16 protein-coding genes are annotated in these 23,304 nt (G+C 59.3%); 2 read left to right on the forward strand and 14 right to left on the reverse strand.

Annotated elements, in window-relative coordinates; all coding sequences use genetic code 11:
- The first annotated feature begins 64 nt into the window (after window positions 1-64).
- Window positions 65-1,087 carry an AraC family transcriptional regulator gene (locus LRO94_RS13700; RefSeq protein WP_095184882.1) on the forward strand — a complete coding sequence of 341 codons (1,023 nt, stop codon included), beginning with the start codon at window positions 65-67 and terminating at the stop codon, window positions 1,085-1,087.
- A gap of 190 nt (window positions 1,088-1,277) precedes the next feature.
- On the opposite strand, the gene LRO94_RS13705 is transcribed toward LRO94_RS13700, so the two are convergent.
- The 13 genes from LRO94_RS13705 to LRO94_RS13765 form a co-directional block, all read right to left on the reverse strand.
- Window positions 1,278-1,760 carry a hypothetical protein gene (locus tag LRO94_RS13705; protein WP_233897044.1) on the reverse strand — a complete coding sequence of 161 codons (483 nt, stop codon included), beginning with the start codon at window positions 1,758-1,760 and terminating at the stop codon, window positions 1,278-1,280.
- Between the two features lie 185 nt (window positions 1,761-1,945).
- On the reverse strand, window positions 1,946-3,211 hold the full coding sequence (locus LRO94_RS13710; RefSeq protein WP_233897045.1) for an MFS transporter: 1,266 nt from the start codon (window positions 3,209-3,211) through the stop codon (window positions 1,946-1,948).
- Window positions 3,212-4,700: 1,489 nt separating this feature from the next.
- On the reverse strand, window positions 4,701-6,116 hold the full coding sequence (locus tag LRO94_RS13715) for an efflux transporter outer membrane subunit (RefSeq protein WP_095184880.1): 1,416 nt from the start codon (window positions 6,114-6,116) through the stop codon (window positions 4,701-4,703).
- On the reverse strand, window positions 6,113-9,292 hold the full coding sequence (locus LRO94_RS13720; RefSeq protein ID WP_032891294.1) for an efflux RND transporter permease subunit: 3,180 nt from the start codon (window positions 9,290-9,292) through the stop codon (window positions 6,113-6,115). The genes LRO94_RS13715 and LRO94_RS13720 overlap by 4 nt, the downstream gene beginning before the upstream one ends.
- A gap of 15 nt (window positions 9,293-9,307) precedes the next feature.
- The gene (gene mexE, locus LRO94_RS13725; protein WP_032891296.1) at window positions 9,308-10,549 is read right to left on the reverse strand and encodes a multidrug efflux RND transporter periplasmic adaptor subunit MexE; all 1,242 of its coding nucleotides are present in this window, start codon (window positions 10,547-10,549) and stop codon (window positions 9,308-9,310) included.
- 300 nt (window positions 10,550-10,849) lie between these two features.
- Window positions 10,850-13,063: a GMC family oxidoreductase gene (locus LRO94_RS13730; protein ID WP_179179043.1), complete on the reverse strand. Its 2,214-nt coding sequence runs from the start codon at window positions 13,061-13,063 to the stop codon at window positions 10,850-10,852.
- Window positions 13,060-13,572, reverse strand: coding sequence for a sorbitol dehydrogenase (locus tag LRO94_RS13735; protein WP_032891299.1), 513 nt, complete (start codon window positions 13,570-13,572; stop codon window positions 13,060-13,062). Before LRO94_RS13735 ends, LRO94_RS13730 begins: the two co-directional genes overlap by 4 nt.
- Window positions 13,569-14,936 carry a cytochrome C gene (locus LRO94_RS13740; protein WP_179179042.1) on the reverse strand — a complete coding sequence of 456 codons (1,368 nt, stop codon included), beginning with the start codon at window positions 14,934-14,936 and terminating at the stop codon, window positions 13,569-13,571. Before LRO94_RS13740 ends, LRO94_RS13735 begins: the two co-directional genes overlap by 4 nt.
- A 156-nt stretch (window positions 14,937-15,092) precedes the next feature.
- Window positions 15,093-15,608: a sterol desaturase family protein gene (locus LRO94_RS13745; RefSeq protein WP_179179041.1), complete on the reverse strand. Its 516-nt coding sequence runs from the start codon at window positions 15,606-15,608 to the stop codon at window positions 15,093-15,095.
- A gap of 39 nt (window positions 15,609-15,647) precedes the next feature.
- Window positions 15,648-16,136, reverse strand: a complete 489-nt coding sequence (locus LRO94_RS13750) for a response regulator (RefSeq protein ID WP_095184877.1) — start codon at window positions 16,134-16,136, stop codon at window positions 15,648-15,650.
- Complete coding sequence (locus tag LRO94_RS13755) at window positions 16,133-18,448, reverse strand: ATP-binding protein (RefSeq protein WP_122757251.1); 2,316 nt, start codon at window positions 18,446-18,448, stop codon at window positions 16,133-16,135. The genes LRO94_RS13750 and LRO94_RS13755 overlap by 4 nt, the downstream gene beginning before the upstream one ends.
- Window positions 18,445-19,098 (reverse strand): response regulator, encoded by a 654-nt coding sequence (locus LRO94_RS13760; RefSeq protein ID WP_032891304.1) that lies wholly within the window; start codon window positions 19,096-19,098, stop codon window positions 18,445-18,447. Before LRO94_RS13760 ends, LRO94_RS13755 begins: the two co-directional genes overlap by 4 nt.
- A complete protein-coding gene (locus LRO94_RS13765) occupies window positions 19,095-20,261 on the reverse strand; it encodes a sensor histidine kinase (RefSeq protein WP_122763666.1) in 1,167 nt (388 codons plus the stop codon). The genes LRO94_RS13760 and LRO94_RS13765 overlap by 4 nt, the downstream gene beginning before the upstream one ends.
- Before the next feature lie 164 nt (window positions 20,262-20,425).
- On the opposite strand from LRO94_RS13765, the gene LRO94_RS13770 reads away from it, so the two are divergent.
- A complete protein-coding gene (locus LRO94_RS13770; RefSeq protein WP_095184873.1) occupies window positions 20,426-20,944 on the forward strand; it encodes an SgcJ/EcaC family oxidoreductase in 519 nt (172 codons plus the stop codon).
- Between the two features lie 223 nt (window positions 20,945-21,167).
- On the opposite strand, the gene LRO94_RS13775 is transcribed toward LRO94_RS13770, so the two are convergent.
- Complete coding sequence (locus LRO94_RS13775) at window positions 21,168-23,231, reverse strand: TonB-dependent receptor (protein WP_233896779.1); 2,064 nt, start codon at window positions 23,229-23,231, stop codon at window positions 21,168-21,170.
- Window positions 23,232-23,304 lie beyond the last annotated feature (73 nt).

The raw sequence follows: 23,304 nt of genomic DNA on the forward strand, positions 1-23,304 counted from the left end.
CTCTTTTGCCGCGCGACTGCCTAAGATGGCCGCACTTCACGCCACACAGGGCACGGCGGCGCCAATGTTGGAAAAAGACACCATCTCCATCCACCTCGTGCGCGAGGCCTTGTTGCAGAGCTGTGCAACCGGTGCGGCCACGATTGAAGTCTTGCGCAAAGTCGGGATTGACCCTGGGTTGCTCGAACTGCCGACCGCACGCATTTCGGCTACCGCTTATGCGCGGCTGTGGCGTTTGCTGGCACGGCGCATGGACGACGAATTCTTCGGCATGGACCCGCGCAAGCTCAAGTCCGGCAGCCTGGCGTTTTTGTGCCATGCCTGCGTGGCGCAACCAACGCTTGCTACCAGCCTGGAAACCGGTTTGGGGTTCCTCTCTCTGATGCTGGAACGCATGCCCGCCCAGTTGGTGCGCCAACAGAGCCTGGCAGAGATTGTCCTGCACGAGCCCGAGCCTAAGCCGCAGCGCGCGTTCACCTATTTTACCTATTGGATGATCGTGCACGGCGTCGCCTGCTGGCTGGCGGGACGGCGCATTCCCATCCTGGCTATTGAGTTGCGCTGCCCACAGCCAGACTTTTACGACGACTACCAAGTGATGTTTTCCGACAACCTGCGCTTCGACCGACCGCGCACCCGTATGATCTTTTCCGCCGACTGCCTCGACTTGCCCATCAAGCGCAGCCCTGAAGAACTCAAGCGCTTCCTCGCCCACGCGCCGGCCAACATCCTGGTCAAATACCGCGACCCCGACAGCCTCGCCACACGGATCAAACACGACCTGCGCCAAATGCCCCCCGACACCTGGCCGGAAACCGAAGGCCTTGCGGCCACCTTATGCATCTCCGCCTCAACCCTGCGCCGCCGTCTGGCGGAAGAAGGGCAAACCTACCAAGGCCTCAAGGACAGCGTGCGCAAAGAACTGGCGATAGTGTGGCTGGCGGAACCGCAGATCAGCTTCGCCGAGATTGCCGCGCGGTTAGGGTTTGCGGACACGAGCTCGTTTTATAAGGCGTTTCGGAAGTGGGCGGGGTCCAATCCTGGGCATTATCGGAGTTTGATTTTGAATGAAGTCACTCGCGTTTAAGTTCGGGGCGCAAGGGACTAAGAAATAACTGGCTGTGTCTTGCGTTTGCGTCCGACAACGTGATCCTTCGAACTTTTAGGAAGTGCCCGGCTTACTTGGATTGATAATTCATGCGCGGTTGATTGCACTGCAATTCTACGAGTCGTGGCTCAGGCACGCTCATCTACCGACAGGTTGTTATTTTCAGAGTTTACAAAATAGGCCAGACATTGATCACTTGATTTGCACTTTTCATTCCACCAAGAATATAGGTGACATCTCCGGGTTTCGAGTAGCGGTCGGTACTGAAATATGCCAGTTGATCTTCATATTTCTCATTGAATAGCGCTATAGCATTGAACTTAACGTCCTGTTTTGTCTGGTGCCCATTTTCATCGAATGCGCCATCGCCGGAAATGAACATACTAAATGTATTTCCATCTATCAGATCGCTCTCATAGAGTTTCCTACCAACGATTTTCAGCTCCTGGGTGCTGATCGATGTCATGTCATAGTTTTTCAGGAATGCCTTCAGGTCAGCCGTTTTCTCGGCGTTTTTGAGTTTTAATGTCTCCGCCGCCTTGGCCTCTTCATTCACAGTGAACGCATTTGTCACCATCGTCGGATTTCTGATTACGCGAGCATCTGTCTGCTTCGATAGCGTGGTTGCGGCATTCGTAACGAGCATGCCCATATCAATCTCCTGTTTGTATTAAGCACTCCATCCCTTATCGACCTTGGACCGGCCAACCTTAGTCAGCGCTGTAATTTGAGAATGGTCTGACAGATACTGCTGGGCAGCGTGAGGGCAATGTTTTAAAGCGTTCGCCCGCAAGGCGCAGAGCTAAAGGCAAAAATCGGCGCGAGCCCGGGGAGTCTCTAAAAAAAACGAGAAGATTCAAGTTTCTTGTTTTTTGAGTGAGCTATTTGCCTGCCTAGCAGTAATGTTGCATTTACACCAAGTAAACCAGTAAAGCAGCAGACTGCAATTATAATTAACGTCAGCGAAAAACCATGCCTGTCCAATAGTCCTCCAAAAACCGTATAGGAAATGCCGATAATGACTGAGTTAACTAGATTTGCAAAAGAGACGCAGGATGCGCGGATGCGTGATTCGACATTTTCATGGATGTATGTCTCATATGCAGTCTCGTAGATTGCAGGGAGGGACATGGTCAGGACAAAAGCAACAATCGAAATGGTTATTCCAAAATCTAATGAAAGGATAAAAAGAAGAAAGGTAGTAATGCAGGTGGTAGTTAGCGCAATTATGCCGAGAGATAGTCTGGAACAAATGAAGCCAGCGGCTATGAATACCCCTGCTGATATAGCTTCAATCGCTGCATAAATACCAGCAATCATAGGCACTTCTAAACCGCGCATGGAAAAAAATGGCTGTCCGTATATAAATAATGGAATCGTTGACAGCTCGAATAAGGCGTATCCAATAAATAAAGGTATAAAAAAGGCGCCATTTTTTGTGCGAAAAAAATTAACGAGCGAGGTGGAAGTTGATTCGGTTTTATGATTGCTGATGCTGGGTATCTTATTTTCCTGGTGTGAAATAGATGGCAGTTTTAACTCTGGGGTGAGTGTTGCGATAAGCGCTCCTATAAGCTTTGATGCTGCAAAAGCAATATACACGCTGTTCCAAGACCAGCTGTCTTGTAAGATACCTCCGAGGATCATAGACAAACCTAGTGATATAGCCCCAATGGCACGGGCGCGCGATAATATTTTAGGGAATTCTTCAGCTCGGTGTTCAGCTAATAAGTTATCATAAAGTAGCGCTCTGTCTGACCCGGAACCCATGGCAATGCTAGCGCCAAATAGACAAAATATAATTGCGAAAGGTATAAAGGAGGTGAAGATTAAGAAGCCAATGCCACTTAAAGATAAACCTAGGAATCCGATTGTAAGAGAGAGTCTGCGACCGTATCGATCTGCGATTAATCCGGATGGGATTTCTAATGCTACTGAGGAGAAAAATAAAAATGATTGAAGAATGCCTATTTCTCCTTGTGTGACACCAAGCTGTAGCAAGTAAAGTACAAACAAGCTTCTCTGAACGTCCAGGTTCATAAATATTGATAAGAGATAGTATGGCTTGTTGTTTTTTGCCTTATAAAAACCTAATGTGCTCATCGTATTTTAATGCCTGCGTTTATGGGTTCGCGCAAGAACTGTCGAGAAACATGGTTTTGTTAGTAAATGCTTTGTTTTTATTCGGTAAGGTGCAGATGTAATAAGCATTGATTGATTAGCTCGGTTAACGGTGGTCGCGTGATTGCCTTAGGTGAATCAGCGTTCTCTGTAGTAGTAACTGAGTTGCCGCTATCGCGAAAATGTACGCCTTGTAATCTCATGCATCAATGAGTCGATTGCAGGGGAAGGCTAGTGCGATATGCCCGAGACAGTAAACAGTTTGGGCTTGTCACCACTAACAGCGCTGTACTAGGAAATTACTTACGTAGGACTTCTAACTTGGCTTACAAAAGTGTCCTTCAATATTTTAGGACGCTCCAAACAAAAAGAACCATGAGCAACCGGGCCGCAGGGCTAAAAATGGCTGGATTTGACCAACTAAAGGAGCTCTTTACATCTCTTCGCCGTTGCCACAACCGTGTCCGGCTCCCATCCACCTCCGAGCGCCTTGTCGATCGGCACGTTCCCGCGATACAGGTCGATTTCTGAATGGCGCCAGGCATTCGAGGCCGGCGACCCAATCTGCGAACCACCCCTGTGGGTAAAGCCGAATACGCCAGTTGTGCTCACCGCAATACATAAATCGAGGCGGCCCGGCGGCAGGATGATGCGGCTCGCTGCAGTTGCAGCGGTAGTGTTACTACCCATGAGATTTCTGAAACGTGGTCTTATCGACTGGCAGCAAACTGAGGCGTTTCTTAAGCGCTATAGAACCCTCTTCCTAGGGATATATTTCACTAGCATAATTTTCTTCGCCTATTTCGCTATTATTTGGCTAACCTGATTACGTCCACTATTGCAGTGCCTGATAGGCTCATGAATTCACCCAGTAACTCATTTGCCAAAGTTAACAATAGCCGGCAAATTCGCCGGGTGAACCACCAAAACAGTCTAAGTACTCAAGTCGGGGACGCTGTTGGCGATAGGATCGCGCTCGGGGAAACCGTAGGCGAGAAAATCTATGAGTATTGATTACTTGTTCAATCACCCTCAAAAATTTTGGTTTGATGTAGGAGTCATGTGTCTGGCCCTTGCCTTCAATGTGGCAGGCATTGTTCTGGCGTATACGCGACTGGATCAGATGGAGGATCGATTAAACAAGTGCCGTCTTGTTACTTCTCACAAGCGCATCTGGGGTGACGGGATACTGGGGAGGGTGATTCGGCTATGCGCCGTCATGGCGACGGTATCAATGCCGAGGTGGAACATACGACGTGGTGTCGTGGACAGGCAGCAAGTGCAGGACTTTCCTCGCGGCCTTAAGCGTGTACTTCAAAGCATAATGCTGGGGGGAGTGGTTTTTTTAACGGTTGCCATAGCCGACACCCTATATAGATGGCTGAGACATTAATCAAAAAAAGCCCCATGACCAAACAGGCCACGGGGCTAAAAATTGGTTGGATGCGACCAACCAAAGGAGCTCTTTACATCACTTCGCCGTTGCTACAACGGTATCTGGCTTCCATCCACCTCCGAGTGCCTTGTAGATCGCCACGATCCCGCGATACAGGTCCACTTCGGCCTGGGCCTGGGAGTCTTCCGCGGCGAGGCGTTCGCGTTGGGCGTCGAGGAGGACGAGGAAGTCCACGGTGCCTTCGCGGTAGCGGATGGCGGCGAGGTCGGCGGCGGCGCGGCTGGACTCGCTTTGACGGATCAGTGAGATCAGGCGTTGCTGACGCTTGCTGTAGTCACTGAAGGCGTTTTCGGATTCTTCCAGTGCCAGCAACACTTGCTGCTCATAGGTCGCCAGGGCGCCATCGGCTTCGGCGTCTGCGCCACGCAAACGGGCGCGCACGCTGCCCAGGTCGAACGCGGCCCAGGTGATGCTCGGGCCGAGGGCCCAGGCATTCGCGGCGGACGAACCGATCTGTGAACCGCGCCCGGCGGTAAAGCCGAGGAAGCCGCTGAGGCTGACCCGTGGGAACAGGTCGGCCTTGGCCACGCCGATACGTGCGGTGGCGGCGGCCAGTTTGCGTTCGGCGCTGAGAATGTCCGGGCGACGTTGCAGCAGTTGGCCTGGATCACCGATCGGCAACGCCTTGGCAATCGCCGGCAGGTCTTTCGGGCCCAGGTCCACGCTCAACTTGTCCGGACGCTGGCCGAGGAGTGTGGCGATGCGGTTACGTTCGCGCACTTGTTCGGCTTGCAGTTGCGGCACGCTGGCTTCAACGGCTGCGAGGCGTGCGTCGGCGCGTTCCACGTCGAGTTGGTCACCCACACCGGCGTCGCGCAGGCTGACGGTGATGGTGCGCGAGTCCTGCTGGTTCTTCAGATTGTCCAGGGCGATCTTTTCACGCAGTTGTGCGCCGCGCAGTTGACCGTAGGCGTCCACCAGTTCGGCAATCAGGGTGACTTGCAACTGGTATAGATCGGCTTCGGCGGCCTGCTGGTCGGCGTCGGTGGCTTCCAGGTTGCGCTGGATGCGGCCGAACAGGTCCAGTTCCCAGGCCATGTCCAGGCCCAGGTCGTAACGCTCGGTCTTGACCCGGCGGGTGGTCTGGCCCGGGATCTGGCCCTTGCCCTGGTCGCTGCTGACGCGGCTGGTAATCGTCGGCATGGCATCATTGCTGGCGTCATCGCGGATTGCACGAGCAGCGCGCAGGCGGGCAAACGCTACGCGCAAATCGCGGTTACCTTGCAGCGATTGAGTCACCAACTGGTTAAGCGTCGGGTCTTCGAACTGCTGCCACCAGATGCCTTCGAACTTGGCGTGGTCATACTGCTTGGCGTCCGCGGCGGCGGTGATGTTCGCCGCCTCCGGGGTCTGGGTCTTGTAGTCCGGGCCCACGGCACAGGCGCTCAGCGCCAGTACCAGCAAGCTCGGCAGGAATACTTTCACACTCATTGCTGTGTCTCCAGCTTCAAGGCCTTGGCCGCTTTGCGCGCTTCGCTGCGCTCCACATAACGACGGATCAGTACGTAGAACACTGGCGTCAGCAACAGACCGAAGAAGGTCACACCGATCATCCCGGAGAACACCGCCACGCCCATGGCATGACGCATCTCGGCACCGGCACCGCTGGACAACACCAGTGGCACCACACCCATGATGAAGGCGAACGAGGTCATCAGAATCGGCCGCAGACGCAGGCGGCAGGCTTCCAGCACCGCGGCCAGCGGGTCGAGGCCCTCGGCTTGTTTGTCCTTGGCGAACTCGACGATCAGAATCGCGTTCTTACACGCCAGGCCCACAAGTACAATCAAGCCAATCTGAGTGAAGATGTTGTTGTCGCCACCCGAGATGATCACCCCGGTAATGGCCGACAGCAGCGTCATCGGTACGATCAGGATCACCGCCAGTGGCAGGCTCCAGCTCTCGTATTGAGCAGCCAGTACCAGGAACGCCAGCAGTACGCAGAGCGGGAACACGAACAGCGCGGTGTTGCCCGAGAGGATTTGCTGATAAGTCAGGTCAGTCCACTCATAGGTCATGCCGTTGGGCAGTTCATCCTTCAACAGTTTTTCAATCGCCGCTTCTGCCTGGCCGGAGCTGTAGCCCGGAGCGGCGTTGCCGTTGATTTCAGCGGTGATAAAGCCGTTGTAGTGCATCACGCGGTCCGGGCCTGAGGTGTCGCTGACCTTGATGAAGGTTGCCAGCGGGATCATCTCGCCCTTGTTGTTACGCACTTTCAGTTGGCCAATCTGGTCCGAATCATTGCGGAACTGCTGCTCCGCCTGCACGTTGACCTGATAGGTACGGCCGAAGCGGTTGAAGTCGTTGGCATACAACGAGCCCAAGTAGATCTGCAGGGTGTCGAAGATGTCGCTGATCGCCACGCCGTGGGTCTTGGCCTTTTCGCGGTCGATGGCGGCATCGACCTGGGGCACGTTGACCGTGTAGCTGGTGAACAGGCCGAACAGTTCCGGCACGCCATGGCTCTTGGTGATGACGTTCTGCACTTCTTTGTACAGTTCGTCATAGCCCAGGTTGCCACGGTCTTCGATCTGCAGACGGAACCCGCCGATAGTGCCGAGGCCCTGTACCGGTGGTGGCGGGAAGATCGCCATGTAGGCTTCCTGGATGTCGCTGTACTTGCCGTTCAACGCGCCGGCAATCGCACCGGCGGACATGCTCGGGTCTTTGCGCTCATCGAATGGCTTCAAGGTCACGAACACGATGCCGCTGTTCGGGCTGTTGGTGAACCCGTTGATCGACAGGCCCGGGAAGGCGATAGCGCTTTCCACGCCGGGCTGTTTCAAGGCGATGTCAGACATACGCTTGATCACGTTTTCAGTGCGGTCCAGGCTGGCGGCGTCGGGCAGTTGGGCGAAAGCCACCAGGTATTGCTTGTCCTGGGCCGGTACGAAACCGGTCGGTGTGTGGGCAAAGCCCAGCCAGGTCAGGACCATCAGGCCTGCGTACAGGAACAGTGCGATGCCGCTGCCGCGAATCACCCGGCGAACGGTGCCGACATAGCCGTGGCTGGCTTTTTCGAAGAAGCGGTTGAATGGACGGAACAACCAGCCACCCAACAGCTTGTCGAGGAACCTGGAGAAGCCATCTTTCGGCGCGTTGTGGCCCTTGAGCAACACCGCTGCCAGTGCAGGGGACAGGGTCAGCGAGTTGAACGCGGAGATCACTGTGGAGATCGCAATGGTCAACGCGAACTGCTTGTAGAACTGCCCGGTCAAGCCGCTGATAAAGGCTGCTGGCACGAATACCGCGCACAGCACCAACGCCGTCGCGATGATCGGACCGGTCACTTCGCTCATGGCTTTTTCAGTGGCGGGGAAGGGCTCAAGCCCCAACTCGATATTACGTTCGACGTTTTCCACCACCACGATGGCGTCGTCCACCACGATACCAATCGCCAATACCAATCCGAACAACGACAGTGCGTTAAGCGAGAACCCAAACAGGTGCATCACCGCAAACGTACCGATCAGCGAGACCGGCACCGCCACCAACGGGATGATCGAGGCGCGCCAGGTCTGCAGGAACAGGATCACCACCAGCACGACCAGGATCAGTGCTTCGAACAGCGTGTGAACCACCGCCTCGATGGAGCCGCGCACGAACACCGTCGGGTCATAGGCGATGCGGTAGTCCATGCCTTCGGGGAAGCTTTTTTTCAGCTCCGCCATCTTGGCGCGCACATCATTGGAGATGTCGATGGCGTTAGAGCCAGGACGCTGGAAGATCGGGATCGCCACCGCTGGTTGATTGTCGATCAACGAGCGCAGGGCATATTGGCTGGAGCCCAGCTCGACCCGTGCAATATCCTTGAGGCGCGTGATTTCACCGTTATCGCCAGCGCGAATCACGATGTTCTCGAACTCTTCTTCGGTGACCAGGCGCCCCTGGGTGTTGACCGACAGCTGGAAGCTGGTGTCGTTAGGTGAGGGCTGCGCGCCCAAGGCACCGGCGGCGACTTGGCGGTTCTGCTCGCGAATCGCCGTCACCACATCGGTGGCGGTCAGGTTGCGCGAGGCGGTCTTGTTCGGGTCCAGCCATACACGCAACGAGTAGTCGCCCATGCCGAACAACTGCACATCGCCCACGCCGCCGAGCCGCGCGAGCTCATCCTTGATATTCAGGATCGCGTAGTTGGACAGGTAGAGCATGTTGTAGCGCTGATCCGGCGAGGTGATGTGCACCACCATGGTCAGGTCGGGGGAGGCCTTGTCCACGGTAATACCGATGCGCGTCACTTCCTCAGGCAGTTTTGGCTGAGTCCGCGTCACGCGGTTTTGCACCTGCACCTGCGCGTTGTCCAGGTCGGTGCCCAGGGCGAAGGTGATGGTCAGGGTCAGCTTGCCGTCAGCAGTCGATTGCGAGGACATGTACAGCATGTTCTCGACGCCGGTGATGGCCTGCTCCAGCGGCGCGGCCACGGTTTCGCCGATGACCTTGGGGTTGGCGCCGGGGAAGTTGGCGCGCACCACCACGGTCGGCGGTACCACTTCCGGGTACTCGCTGATCGGCAGTTGGAACAGCGAAATCGCGCCAGCGATCAGAATCAGCAGCGACAGCACCGCTGCGAAGATCGGCCGCGAAATGAAGAACTTGGAAAAATTCATCTTGAGTCGTATCCCTTAACCGCGTGGAGTCGCGACGCTGGCAAGTTTGGGCGCGGCTTTATCCGGCGCCACTTGTTCCAGGTTGCTGGCTTCAAGCGCTTGTCGTTGTTGGGCCAAGGCGGCGAGGGTTTCTTTGCTGGCCATCGGAATGGTTTCCGGGGCGACCGGCGAGCCGGGGCGTGCACGCTGCAGGCCCTTGACGATGATGGTGTCGTCCTTGTTCAGGCCGCTGCGTACGATGCGCAAACCTTCGATCTTCGGCCCCAGTTCCACGGCGCGATAGGCCGGCTTGTCGCCGTCCATCACCAGTACGAATTTCTTGCCCAGATCGGTGCCCACGGCTTCATCGTTGATCAGCACGGCGGAGTAGGTGCCGCTGCCCACCAGCTTCAGGCGTGCGTACAGGCCAGGGGTGTATTCGCCCTTGCTGTTGTCGAACACGGCGCGCCCACGAATGGTGCCGGTGGCCGGGTTGACCTGGTTGTCGACGAAGTTCATCTGGCCCAGGTGCGGGTTGCCGGTTTCATTCGACAGGCCCAGGTAAACCGGGGTCGTAGCGCCACGGCGGCCTTGGCGAGCCAGCTCGGTGTACTTGAGGTAAACGCGCTCATCGGCGTCGAAATAGGCGTAGACCTTGTCGGTGGAAACCACGCTGGTCAGCGCGGTGACGTCAGCGGTCACCAAGTTGCCGGCGGTGATGTCGGCACGGCTGACGCGGCCGCTGATTGGCGAGGTTACGCGGGTAAAGCTCAGGTTCAGCTTGGCCAGGTCCAACTGCGCCTGGATCCCGGCGACGGCGGCGCGGGCTTCCTGGGCGGCGGTGGTGCGCGAGTCGGCCAGTTCGGCGGAGATCGCATTGCTCTGGCGCAGGCGCTCGCCGCGTTGGGCTTCGTTGTCGCTGCGGGTGGCGGCGGCGCGGGTCTGTTGCAACTGGGCTTCAAGGCGGCGCACTTCAGCCTGGAACGGACGCGGGTCGATCTGGAACAGCAGGTCGCCTTTCTTGACCAAAGCGCCTTCGGTGAAAGCGACTTGGTCAATCTGGCCAGAAACCCGTGGACGGATCTGCACCGTTTCCGGTGCTTCCAAACGGCCGGTGAATTCATCCCACTCGTTCACCGGTTGTTCCAGCACCTTGGCCACACTGACTTTGGCGGCTGGCATGGCGGCCGCTTGTTCCGGGGTCTTGCCGCACGCGCTCATCACCACCACGGCCAAAATCGCCAGGGGGAAGCGCAAATGTTTGAGTGACTGTTCCATGAGGTGCATCCGCCAATGTATTTGAGATGGGCGGATCATGCGCGGCGGGGTGGTATGTCACGAATCGAATGAAGCAAAGGTAACTATCATTGCGAATGATATAAGCGCGAGATTAGCCCTCTAGGATGGGGGTTTCGTTAGGGTGCTATCAATGGGCGTGATGACAAAGGACTGTTGCGTGGTTCGCAACAAGCACTGAGAGGGTGTGGCGGTTGGGGTGTCAGGTATTACATTGAGGTGGGCGTATGGACGGGTGAAACCGTCCAGTCAAAACGACCGGACGGTGTTTGGCCGTGGGCCCTACGCTGTACCGAACCCGATCTGCACCGTCAGCGCTCCCTGGTTATCCCCCAAACCAATGCCATAGCGCCCCTCTAGATCATCGTTGATACACAGCTGCAATTCCCCCGTCTGCCCCGGCGGAATCTCGGCCAGATCCCCCACCAGAAACGGTGTCCCGCTGCTGCCCACACGCCCAACCAGCGCGCCTTCATTTGCGCCCGGCAGGGTGTAGCCCGCTTTGGCGATCAACCCCGGACTGCCATTGCCATCAACCATGCCGCCGACCGGGCTGGCCAGCCAATGGCCGCTGACATACCGCACCACACGCGGGCTTGGGCCGCTGATCTGCACGCCAGTCCCTTGCCATGGCTGGTTGGCTTGCACCTGCACGGTGACGGCTTTGAGGTCGTTGCACAGGGTGTCGCCGGCCTGGATCGACAGCGCGGCAATGGTCAGGCTCGGGTTGGAGGTGCCGGTGGTGGGGAATACGCCGTCGCCCACCAGGAACAGGTTGTTGTGGTCCCAACTGCGCTGGTATTTGTCTACCACCGAGGTGGCCGGGTCTGCGCCCATGCGGTAGGTGCCCATCAAGTGCCCGGCGCCCTGGAAGGAGTACGACTCGCCCTGGTATTCAAACAAACCGGGCTTGATATTGGTGGTTAGTTCCGTGGCGCCCAGCAGCTCAGTGATGACGTGGCTGGCAAGAATCCGCGCCTGTTTGAAGCCTTCCTTGGTGTAGTCCGACAGGTTGTAATGGATTTCCGGTCGCGGGATGCCCAGACGGTCTTTGTACTGACTGGACGGCACGATGTAGCAGTTGGCCTTGTTCGGATCGTCCTCGACTTGTTCCACCAGAAACCCCACCCGAAACTGCCGGGTGAGCAGGTTGTTCAGCTGTTGCACCAGTGCCGTGCCGAACAGCACCTGGGACGCGTCCGTGGACTTTGGCAGTGGGTTGGTGCGGCTGACGTTGGTGCCATCGATCAGGTCGGCCACTGTGGTGTACGGGTCGCCGATCGGCCAGTTGAAACCCTCGTTGCCTATCTCGATCCGCCAGGCCGCGCGCTGGCTGCGAAAGGCGCCGTCGCGCAGGCTTTCGATGCCGGCGGTGGACACCGGGCCACGGTACGGGAACACCGTCTTGCCTTCGGGCATCAAGCCCCACGCCAGGTAGATCGGGTGGTCCGCCAGGCTACGACCGACCTGGCCACTGCTGTTGGCCACGCCCTGGGGCCAGGCGCTGCTAGTGGAGTTGAGCAGCAGTTTTGGCGTTTCGATGGCATGGGCGGCGATCACGTAGCGCTGCCCGATCGCGACGCCAGTGCCGGTGGCCGGCCCATCGCCCAACTGATACTGAATGAACTCAATGCCGCTGACAGTCTTGTCCGCTGCCACCGTGACCTTGCTCGCCACGGTCTTGTACAGCACCCGCACATTGCCGGTGTTGAGCGCATTGTTCAGGGTCACCGTGGCGTCGTACTTGGCCTGGATCGGGCAGATCGGCGTGCAGTTGGTATTGCCTGCGCACACCCGTCGCCCGGCATACGGCTGCGAGTTGCGCCCGGCTGGAGTGGGGCTCACCACCAGCGGCAGTCCTTGGAACGATTGGCCCTGCACCGCGCTGACGAAGCTGCCATCCACCAACGACAGTGGAATGCTGGTCATCGGGTATTCATAGTTGGTCGGGAACGTGATGCCCAGATAGGCCTGGTCGGTGACGTTGGCCGCCACGCCTATTTCTGCTTCGGCGCGGCAATAAGCGCTTTGCAGGTCGTTGTAGCTGATCGGCCAGTCCACGCCCACGCCGTACAGCGTCTTCATCTTAAAATCATTCGGCAGCATGCGCAGGCACGTGGCGACCCAATGCCAGGTAGTGCCGCCGCCGACGCGCTCATAGGTGCTGGTGAACGGCAACGGGCCTTTTTGCACCAGGTAACTGACCTCGGGATTTTTCCAGTTGTCATCGAGCAGGTCAGCGATGGTCGCACGCGGTGCGTTCTGTTCGGCTGGGTTGCGCGTCGGACTGAGGGTGCTCACCGGCGGATAGGGGGACTCGGGGGTCTTCAGCGTGGCGGTGTAGAAACGCTCCAGGTACTGGTTTCGGTTGGCCGGGACTTCCGGGCCGGACTCCAGCACCAGCACCTTCACCCCCGCCAGGCCCAATTGATAGGCAATGATGCTGCCCGCCAGGCCAGCACCGACGATCACTACGTCTGCTTGTTCGGTACTCATGACGATGCTCCAGGCTGTGGGCTGGCGGTAACCCCGGTGAAGTCTTCCAGGCTCGGTGGTGGGCTGTTCCAGTAACCGAAGAAGAACTCGCTGTAGCCCATCGGATGGGCCTGGGCGATGTTCCACGCCCAGCTCTGGGTGTAGGCCTCGGCACTGACCACGGTTTGCTCGTTCACCGGGAACGCGCCTTGGGTGTACGGCTGATACCACACGCCGAGCATCCACAGTTTCATGATCGCGCGCGCCGCTTGGGCGGTTTGCGTAGCGGCGGGTTGGCCGTTCTGCATCAGGATTGCGTTGCCGATTTGCTGCGGCGTCTGCTGCTCGCTCGCCAGCGCGGCGTATTGGGCGAGCAGGGCGCTGAGCACGTCTTGGCCCACGCGAGGGCCAACGAAATTCAGAAACAGGGTGGGCAGGCCGATGGGGTCTACCGACGGCGCCAGCAGTTCCTGATTGATGCCGGTGAGCACCACGCTCAGGCCGGTAAAATTGTCCAAGTCGGTACTCATGGCTGACTCCTTGTCACACCGGTGGATTGAGCGCGTTCGAGCAGGTAAGTGAAGTCGGCGAAACTGGTGCGCGGTGATTGCGTCACGTGGGTGGCGGCATTGCCGTGACAGGCGATACAACTGGAGGACGCCTGGGGCACCGTGCCCTGGATATAGGTCTCCAGCGTTGCATTGGCGAGGAACGAAGGCGCTGGATTGCCCAACGGTTTGGTGGCCGAGATCTGGCACGGTGGCTGGCCGCTGAGGGTAGGCCACTGGGTGCTGATCAACTGGTAATTGGCCCAGACGCTGTTGGGGTTAACCGTACGCAGCAGGTTCTGGTAAGTGCTGTTGAGCGCCTTGGTTTCATCGGTCAAAGGGATCTCGCGCACGATCTGCGATGGCGTGGCCTTTACCGCCGGGTTCCAGGGCCGTGGCGGCGGTTGGTTGACCTCGGCATGGCTGCTGGCGTTGTAGAACAGGTACGGGCCTTTGCGCTCGGCAGGCGGCGTGGTTTTTTCCGGGACATTGTCAACGTGCTCGAAGGTCGACCACACCCACTGCGGCGCACTGGTGGTCTTATGCACGATATGCAGTCCCACCAGTCCCACCGGCTCGGCAACGCAGGACTCGGCCACCACCGGCCCTTTGCTCGGGTCGCTGTTGCCTGGCGTATACACCAGGGCATCGACGGTGTGGAAACGGCTGGGGTTGTCGTTGCCGTCCAGCACCTTCCACGAGGCCTTGACCATCAACGAACCCACGTCACTGGTGGCCGGGTTGCCGCAACTGAATGCCACCGCATTGGTCGCACTGGCGGCAAAAAATGCCTGCTGACCCTGGATGCTGTACAGGCCATTGTTGACGATGCCGTCGAACATCGATTGGTTAACCACGATTTCATTGCGCGTGTACACGCCGCTCTGGTCCACCAACGGGCCGCTTTGAAACGGCTGAATAAACTCGTCCAGCACATCCGGGACCTTGCCCATTTGCTGCAACAAGCGCCCCGACCCCTTGCCTTCACAGGCCGCCGGTACACTGGCCGGCGCCTGCCAGGCCGCTGGTTTCTGCCCTTGGGGCAGGAAGATTTGGTAGCTCTCCTTGTAGCTTTCCCACACCGTGGCCGCGTCCTGCTGGCCGATCTGCACGCCGGTATTGGGCTTGCCATCGGCCAGGACCGGCCAGTTCAGCGCAATGAACGTCTGCCACGACATTTCATCGAAGTTGGCTTGCAGGCTGTCGAGAGAGAAGGGCGGGGTCGCCGTGACATCGAAGGGTATTTGCGTAGACAACGTGGGGGCCGCGACGACCAGGGGGCTCAGCAACGCGCCAAACAGCGCACAGCCGAACCCGGGCCGGGGGCGATGGGTTTCCATTCTCATCGGTATCTCCTAGGCATCAGACGCCAGGAGACAGTGGGTCCGTCATGGACTCTTCAATGCGCCTCCTGGCACGGGCTTGAGCGTAGATAAGGTTGGAAATGCCGGTGTACGGGACGCTAGATTTATTCGTAATAAAAACAATCGCTCAGAGGCGCTTCAGGCACGCTCTGCGCGGATATAGGTGCGAAACACATGGTCCCACAGCGGTGAAGACACGCCGAAGTTCTTCTCGATGCCTTTGCGATGATGCAGGTCGTGATTGGCCACCAGCCCCGGAATAAATCGATAGGCCCAGTGCGCCGGGCGGTGCATCACGTAGTGCACCGAGATGTAATAGAAGTAGCCCGTCACCGCGCCGACAAACGCCGAGGTCAAACCGGCGTACCAGGCCAATAGCAGCAATGCCGCAAAGGTGGAGCTGGTTTTCCAGCTCGACACACCGATATAGGCCAGCACATCCACATGGTGGGTCCAGTGCTCGTGGCGATACAGCGAGTGGAACAGAAAGCGGTGTGCCGAATACTCCACCAGCGTCCAGGCCATGAAGCCCGCGAGCAGTTGCAGCGGATCAATTGGCGCCAGGCAGAGCGCCAGGCCGATAAACAGGGGAACGGTGAAGAAATCCAGGTAATACGCGACTGACGACATCAGCCATTTGTTTGAAGCCGCCATGTGCGGATCGTCCTTGAGGTGCATGAACCGAGGGGGAAGTTAAGCCGAGTCCTCCCCGGCGGCGGGCAGATTGCCCGTTGATTCACGCCGTTGCAACAACTCGATGTGCTGCGCGGGTACCAGGGTGCGCAAGGTCTTGTAGAGCACCCGGGTTTCCAGCAGGTTCCACACCCGCAGCATGGTTTCCAGCGCGTCCAGGGGTTTGCTGATGAAGTCCCGGGCGCCCAGGGCTAGGGCGCGCAGGCGGGTGTCGCGGGTCGCGTCGGCGGTGAGTACCAGGATCGGCAGGTATTCACCCTGGGGGATGCGCCGGTTGAGTTGTTCCAGCACTGCAAAACCGTCGAATTCCGGCATGTGCAGGTCAAGAATCACCAAGTCCGGTTCGAAGCTGTTGAACAGCTCCAGGGTGCGCAGCGGCTGGGTGCTGCTCAGCACGTTGGTCAGCCCTTCGCGCGCCAGCAGTTGCTCCACCAGGTCGAGGTTCGGGCGTTGGTCGTCGATGATTAGAATGCGCAGGTCGAGGTTCACGCGGGCTCCGGGAAAGACTGGTCGAGGTGGGCGAGAAACGCGGGCACGTTGATCGGTTTATTCAACACGGCGGTTGCGCCGGCGTCCTGCAGGGCCTGGCGGGTAAGGTCGCTGGCGTCGGCGGTGATCATCAGTACCGGTGTGTCACGGGTGATCGGTGACTGGCGCAACCGTTGCAGCACCTTCAATCCGTCGAGGTCCGGCAGGCAGACATCCAGCAGAATCAACTGTGGCGCGTGCTGCGCGGCCAGGTCCAGGCCCAGTTGGCCTTGCATGCTCGACAGCAGTTTTATCCCCGGTCGGCGTTGCAGCAGGGTTTCGATCAGCGCCAGGCTGGAGAGATTGTCTTCGATGCATAAAACCTTGCCCAGGAACGTGCAGGCGGCGGGGACTGGGCGCGGCAACTGGGTGTCGATGACGGGCGTGGTACTGCGCTGGAATGCCGCTACGCGCGCGAACGGTAGCTCCAGCGTGAAGCGTGAGCCAATGCCGGCCTGGCTTTGCACATTGAGGTGGCCGTCCATGTTTTCCAGCAGGCTTTTACTCAGGGCCAGGCCCAAGCCGCTGCCTTCCACATTGGGGTCGGCGCCCAGGCGTTCGAACGGTTTGAACAGTTGCCCCAGGTGATCCGCCGCGATGCCGTTGCCGGTATCACACACCGACACGGCGATACGTGGCCCATCAACGCTGACTTCGATGCTGACGTCGCCATCGCGCTGGTTGTATTTGATCGCATTGGACAGCAGGTTCAGCAGCACCTGGGTCAGGCGTTGCCGGTCGGCCACGATGCCCACATCCGCCGCCAAGGCGGGCAATGGCTGTAACCGAATGCCCGCCTCGGCGGCCATCGGCGACACCAGCGACAGCGCCTCTTGCAACGCCTCCGCCAAAGGGATCGGCGCGATATTCAACGCCAGGCTTCCCGCCTCGATCTTGGCGATGTCCAGCACTTCGTTGATCAGTGTCAGCAAGTGCTGGCCGGCCCGCAGGATATGCCCGACGTCGGCCTTTTGCGCCTTGGGCGCGTCCATGTCCAGCAGTTGTGCAAAGCCCAGGATCGAGTTGAGCGGGGTGCGCAGTTCGTGGCTCATGCGCGACAGAAACTCGCTTTTGGCACGGCTGGCACGTTCGGCTTCCTCACGGGCCTTGCGCAGAGCGATCTCGGCCGCGCGGCGGTCGGTGATGTCGCGGGTGATCTTCGAAAAACCGCGCAAGGCGCCCGTGCCGTCGTACTGCGCGGTGATCACCACGCTGGCCCAGAACCGCGTGCCGTCCTGGCGGCAACGCCAGCCTTCTTCGGTGTAATCGCCGTTGCGGGTGGCTTCGCGCAGCGCCATGTCCGGGTGCTGAGGGCATTCCTCGGGCAAGTAGAACACCGAGAAATGCTGGCCGATGATTTCCTGTTCGGTGTAGCCCTTGATCCGCTCGGCGCCGTTGTTCCAACTGGTGACATAACCCGCGGTGTCGAGGGCGAAGATCCCGTAGTCCTTGACCCCATCGATGATCAGCCGCAAGCGTTCTTCGTTGTCACGCAATGCGCGCTCGCGCTCGGCCAGCAGCAACCCGGCTTCTACCAGGCTGGTGCCCAATTGGCCGATTTCATCGTGCTCCGGCGGTTGCGGCAGCAGCGGCGAACCGAGGGCCAGGCGCTGGGCGTTGCGCTGTACATTCTGGACTCGCGCCACAATGCCTTTGGACAGGAACAGCACGGCGACAATGGCGCCAAACAAGCCGCAGATCGCCGCCAGCCAGGTGGACAGCAACAAACGCTGACGGGTTTCGGCCGCCGCCGCGCTGCGCTCGGCCAGCAACGACGCCTCAAGGGTGAGCATGGTGCTGATGTGTTGGCGCAACGCATCGAGGATGTGTTTGTTGCTGATCAGGATGGCACTGATCGATTGCGGCGTGGCGTCGCGGTCCTTGAGCATCTCTTCCAGCCCGTCGACCTTGCCATCGATCAGCGGCTTGATGGCGCTGAGTTGCTCGCGTACCCGTTGATCACGCACGTTGTGGTCAAGCCGGCGTAGGGCGGACTCGATCTGCGGCCTGGCGTTGAGGTAGCTGGGCAGGAAGTCTTCGCGGCGAGTGAGCAGGTAGCCGCGCACACTGGCGGCGGCCTCTGCGAGCAGGGTGTGCACGGCCTGGATATCGCCTTGCACGCGCAGCACCCGGCGCACGTCCTCTTCGGCGCGGGCGGTCTGGCGTTCGGTGGTGTAGATCAGCACCAGCGACAGCAACAGCACCACCAGCGGCAGCGAGATCACCACCAGCGCCTTGCCCCGCAGTGGCAGGTCGGCCCAACGCCGCTTCATGGTGACGTCACCAGGCCCAAGGCGATGCCGCGTACGGCGGCTTGGGTGCGATCGGCTGCGCCAAGCTTGCCGATCACGCGTTCCACATGGGCCTTGGCGGTGCCAGTGGTGATCCCGAGCTGCTCGCCGATGGCGCGGTTGCTCATGCCGTTGGCCACCAGGCCAAGGACCTGGCGCTCGCGCGGGGTGAGGTTTTCGGTGGGGGCCGCGCCGCTGGCCTGGCGTTCGGTCATGCGGCGCAATAGCCGCGTGCTGACCGCTGTGTTGAGCGCTTCGCCGCCGGCCCCGACTTTTTGCAGGGCCTGGATCACCTCGGCACGGCTGGCGTCCTTGAGCAAGTAGCCGACCGCACCGGCATTCATCGCCGCTTCCAGGTATTCGGGGCTGTCGTCCATGGTGAACATCACCACTTTCACCGCTGGCAGGCGCTCTTGCAGCAACCGAGCGGCGCCCAAGCCGTTGAGCCCAGGCATGCGGATGTCGAGGATGACGATATCCGGCAGCAGTTGCTCACACAGCTCCACTGCTTGCAGGCCATCGCTGGCTTGACCGACCACCTCGAACTGCGCAAGGCCGGCCAGCAGAGAGACGAAACCGGTGCGCGTGACTTCATGGTCGTCTGCCAGCACGAGACGCAGGACGTCGGTCATTGAGGAGTTCCAGGCAAGTGGGCTGGCACGCGGGCGTGCAGTTGGGTACCGCAGTCGACTGCGCTGACGCAGGTGAAGCTGCCGCCCAGCAGGCTGGCACGCTCCTGCATGGTCGCGAGGCCAAGATGCTGGGCGTCATCGCGTGAGGGGGCCGAAGTGAAGCCTCTGCCGTTGTCGTCCATGCGCAGGGAAGCCTGGCCGTCGTGCAAGGCCAGGGTCAGGGTCACCCGGCTGGCATGCGCATGCTTGAGGATATTGTTGATGGCTTCCTGGCCGATCCGGAACAGGGCGATTTCCACCTGGCTGGGCAATCGCGTTTCACAGTGGGCGAGCCACACCACGTTGATGCCAGCGTCGCGCAGGCGGTCGGCTTCTTTGTCGAGGGCTTTGAACAGGCCGAAATCATCCAGCACGGTGGGGCGCAGACCTGCGATGAGTTGACGGCCTTCACCGACGGAGTGCTGGGCCAGGGTGAGAATCGCCTGCAAGTCGGCGGCGAGTGCGTCCGGCAGTACGGGGCAGCGGCCGGCAAACCCTTGCAGCCGTTGGTGCAAACCCGCGAGGGTCTGTGCCAGGCCGTCGTGCAGGTCGTAGGCCACGCGCTTGCGTTCGTCTTCCTGGGCGCGAAACAGCCGGTTGACCAGGTCGGACAGCGTCTTGTCGCGGGTTTTGAGGGTGGTCAGCAGGCGATCGTTTTCCAGGTGAGTGGCCAGCAGGGTGGCGAGCAGTTGCAGGGATTCGCTGTCTTCGTGCTCCGGTGCCCGCAGGCTGACACTATTGCCCAGCACCAGCAGGCCAAACGCTTTGCCGTCACTGCCTCGCAACGGCACTTGCAGCACGCTGTGAGGTTGCTCCTTCCAGCGAGGTGCGCGCAGATCGCGGTCAGCGAGGGCGGCCAGGCTGGTCAAGCGTGCCGGGCTGCCATGGCTCGCCGTGGTGCGAACAGCTCCGTCGGCGGCCCATTCCTGCAGCAGGCCATGGTCCATCGCAAGAAACGCGCAAGCCCGTGCGAGTACGCGTTCGCGCATGGCGTCGGGGGCCAGTTGGCTCAGCTCCTGCCCGGTATCCACTAACAGCCGCAGCCGCGCCGTGCGGCTTTCCGATTGCCGGAAATGCGCGCGCATGGCCAAGGCGCTGCCGGGGTCATGGGGCGGGTTATGCATGGGTGATGCTCCAGTGCTGCGGGCGTGCGGGGCTTCTATTAAACATGGTTAAACACCTTGGGCGCTATCTGCCAAATGGCATAGGTAAATGACTCCGGTTGGCCGATGGCGCGCCGCGGTCGGCTTGGCAAAGTGGGCTCAACGAACACCACTGGAGTATCCCAATGCAATTCAAGCCCGCAGCAATCGCCCTGATGTTTGCCTTGAGCGTTCCGTTTGTTCAGGCCGCCGAAACGTCGCCGTATGTCTACCGTGAGGTGGCCCAGGCGCCGGCCAATGTGAAGGACCGGGAGATTGCCGGTTTGTTTGACCGTTGGAACAGCGCTTTGCAGACCGGCAACGTCACCTCGGTGGTCGACCTGTATGCGCCGGGCGCGGTGCTGCAGCCCACCGTGTCCAACCAAGTGCGCACTACGCCGGATCAGATCAAGGACTACTTCGATCACTTCCTGGCACTCAAGCCGGTAGGCCAGATCAACTACCGTGAAATCCGCCAACTGGGCACTAACGTAGCCATGGACAGCGGGGTCTACACCTTCACCCTGACCGACGCGAAGGGGCAGGTCAGCCATGTGCAGGCGCGCTACACCTTCGTTTATGAGCAGGTGGGGGGCCAGTGGAAAATTCTTAATCACCACTCTTCGGCGATGCCTGAGGTGCAGGTCAAGCACGCTAAGCAGTAACGATGGGAGGAAAAAATGCCTATCCCTTGGCGGGGGTAGGCATTTTTTTGTGGTGGTTGGGAGAGTGCCCCTGTGACGGACCCGGAACCCATGGGCATTTGACGACCTCTCCCTATCCAAATGTGAGAGGCCACGCTCGTCAAAAAAACAGGCCCGTTTAGAAAAATGGTTAACCCTTTAAAATCAGTGGCTTATTTTATGGTTGATAACAAGGGGTTGTCTTTCAGAAGTCCAAGGTGACGCCGGTATAGAGCGCACGCCCGTCGCCGGGTGAGTGCAGTGACGCCTTCGCGCCGTCCGGGTCGTACCAGACGTATTCGTAGTAGCGGTTGGTGAGGTTTTTCAGTTGCAGGTCGACACTGACTGATTCAGTCACTTGGTACGTCGCACCCAGGTTCATCAACACGTAACCGCCGTAAGTCCCCTTGGTGTTTTCGCGCTCCAGGTAATAGTGGGTCTGGCCGTTCATCCACGCGGTCAGTTGCAGCGCGGGGGTGGCTTTGTAGTTTATGCCTGCGTTGTAGAGGTGATGGGGGATGTGGTCGATTTCCTGGCCTTTGCTGTTGGGCAGGGTGGCGCTGGGCTCGAGGATTTTCGAGTACTGCCAGGCGTAGGCCATCCAGATGTCGGTGCGGTCGTTCGGGTGCAGGTTCAACTGCGCGTCGTAACCCCAGCGGCGGGTTTCGCCGACGTTATCCGATTCGCCACTCGGATCATTGAGCCGGCGGCTGACTTCGCCGCTGGCTTCCTGCTGCCAATAGGCGACGCGGCCGTCGATCCAGTCGGCGGGGGTGAACTTGATACCGGTTTCCCAGCCTTCGTTGATCGACGGCGCGAGGTCCGTATCCCGTGGCGGGATCTTGTAGGCAGCGGCGCCGGTGCCGACCTGGAAGGTACGGCCCCAGTTGGCGTACACGCTGGCCACGTCCCACGGCGAGTACACCACGCTGAGCTTGGGTTGTTTGATCAGCCCATAGTCGTTGATGGCGTAATCCATGCCGGTCATTTGGTTGGTGAAGTCGCCGTGGATTTTATCGACGCGGTAGGCCGGGATGATTTTCAGCGATTCAAACGGTTTGATCTCAGCCTGGATGTAAGCCCCGTAGGTGTCAAAGTCGAACTGCTGGTCGCGGGTTTGCGCCAGGCGTGTGCGGTTCTGGGTCCGGTAGCGTTCACTGGTGTTCTGTTGCTGCTGGACGTCCGCGCCGCCTTCCAGGGCGAAGGCGTAGAGCCAGCTTACCTCGGGCCGCCAGGTCAGGGAGGTGAGGGCGCCGTACTGGGTTTCGTAGGCGTCGCGCTCCTGCTGGGAGCTGGTGCGCCAGTATTGCGTCCAGCGTCGGTCGTCGAAGGTGTTGAGGTAGGTTTTTGCCGACCAGGCCAATGTTTCGGCCAGTTCGGTATCGACGTGCACACTGAGTTGGTTCATCCGCCGCGTGCCTTTGTCGGTGGCGTTGTAGCGGTTGGTCATGGTGGGGTGGTGGCGGGCGTCGTCTTCACTCAAATAACCCGGCTCTTGCGCCTCGGTTTCGTAATGGCGAGCGATCAGGCCGACACGGTAGCTGCTGTCGTCCGGGGTGTAGAACCATTTGCCGGACATCGAGAATTTATCCGCCTGGGCATGATCCCGGTAGCCATCGGCTTTCTGGTAGGCGAAGAAATAATTCTGGGTCCAGTTGCTGCCTTCGATACCTTTGGCGAGTTGCGTCTCGCGGGTGTTGTAGCTGCCGTAGCGGATTCGCGCCTTGGTGTAGTCGCCTCCTGTGCGGGTCAGCATGTTGACGTTGCCGGCAATGTTGTTGAGGCCGTAGCGCGCGTCGCTGGTACCACGTACCACTTCGATACTGTCCAGCTCCATGGGGAAAATCATGTCCATGAACGGCATGTTGCCGTCGTTGCTGTTGCTGGGGATCCCATCGATCAGCAGCTTCACCGCGTTCACTTCACCTTCGCCGTTGAAACCGCGAAAGGAGATCTTGCCGGAGGTGGTGCCTTGGTTGAATTCGGTGAGCATGACCCCTGGCGCACGGCTGAACAGCTCCCAGCTGTAGTTGACCGGCATTTTCTCCAGGATGTCGGCACCGAGGATGTCGACCGAACTGAGCACGCTGGCGGTGTTCAGCGGGCCGCTGGCGTTGGTGCTGCCTTGGACGCTGACGGTGCCAAGGGTGAGGGCCGAACTTTCGGTTGCATGGGCCAGTGGCGTGAGTGCAAACACTGAGAGCAGCGGCCAGAGTGAGGAGGGCACAGCGATACGCTGTGCGCGGGACAGAGTAAATGGAGCAGGCATGAGCACGCTTCCTGATGACCAAAAGACTTCAAGGACGTTCAGCCACCCTCAAGGGGCGGCAGAAAACACAGGG

Source organism: Pseudomonas sivasensis, from assembly GCF_021391435.1.
Lineage (GTDB): Bacteria > Pseudomonadota > Gammaproteobacteria > Pseudomonadales > Pseudomonadaceae > Aquipseudomonas > Aquipseudomonas sivasensis.

Bases quoted from the DNA above. Each gene is read 5' to 3' on its own strand.
- LRO94_RS13700 (WP_095184882.1), top strand. From the start codon at position 65: ATGTTGGAAAAAGACACCATCTCCATCCACCTCGTGCGCGAGGCCTTG.
- LRO94_RS13705 (WP_233897044.1), bottom strand. From the start codon at position 1,760: ATGGGCATGCTCGTTACGAATGCCGCAACCACGCTATCGAAGCAGACA.
- LRO94_RS13710 (WP_233897045.1), bottom strand. From the start codon at position 3,211: ATGAGCACATTAGGTTTTTATAAGGCAAAAAACAACAAGCCATACTAT.
- LRO94_RS13715 (WP_095184880.1), bottom strand. From the start codon at position 6,116: ATGAGTGTGAAAGTATTCCTGCCGAGCTTGCTGGTACTGGCGCTGAGC.
- LRO94_RS13720 (WP_032891294.1), bottom strand. From the start codon at position 9,292: ATGAATTTTTCCAAGTTCTTCATTTCGCGGCCGATCTTCGCAGCGGTG.
- mexE (WP_032891296.1), bottom strand. From the start codon at position 10,549: ATGGAACAGTCACTCAAACATTTGCGCTTCCCCCTGGCGATTTTGGCC.
- LRO94_RS13730 (WP_179179043.1), bottom strand. From the start codon at position 13,063: ATGAGTACCGAACAAGCAGACGTAGTGATCGTCGGTGCTGGCCTGGCG.
- LRO94_RS13735 (WP_032891299.1), bottom strand. From the start codon at position 13,572: ATGAGTACCGACTTGGACAATTTTACCGGCCTGAGCGTGGTGCTCACC.
- LRO94_RS13740 (WP_179179042.1), bottom strand. From the start codon at position 14,936: ATGAGAATGGAAACCCATCGCCCCCGGCCCGGGTTCGGCTGTGCGCTG.
- LRO94_RS13745 (WP_179179041.1), bottom strand. From the start codon at position 15,608: ATGGCGGCTTCAAACAAATGGCTGATGTCGTCAGTCGCGTATTACCTG.
- LRO94_RS13755 (WP_122757251.1), bottom strand. From the start codon at position 18,448: ATGAAGCGGCGTTGGGCCGACCTGCCACTGCGGGGCAAGGCGCTGGTG.
- LRO94_RS13760 (WP_032891304.1), bottom strand. From the start codon at position 19,098: ATGACCGACGTCCTGCGTCTCGTGCTGGCAGACGACCATGAAGTCACG.
- LRO94_RS13765 (WP_122763666.1), bottom strand. From the start codon at position 20,261: ATGCATAACCCGCCCCATGACCCCGGCAGCGCCTTGGCCATGCGCGCG.
- LRO94_RS13770 (WP_095184873.1), top strand. From the start codon at position 20,426: ATGCAATTCAAGCCCGCAGCAATCGCCCTGATGTTTGCCTTGAGCGTT.
- LRO94_RS13775 (WP_233896779.1), bottom strand. From the start codon at position 23,231: ATGCCTGCTCCATTTACTCTGTCCCGCGCACAGCGTATCGCTGTGCCC.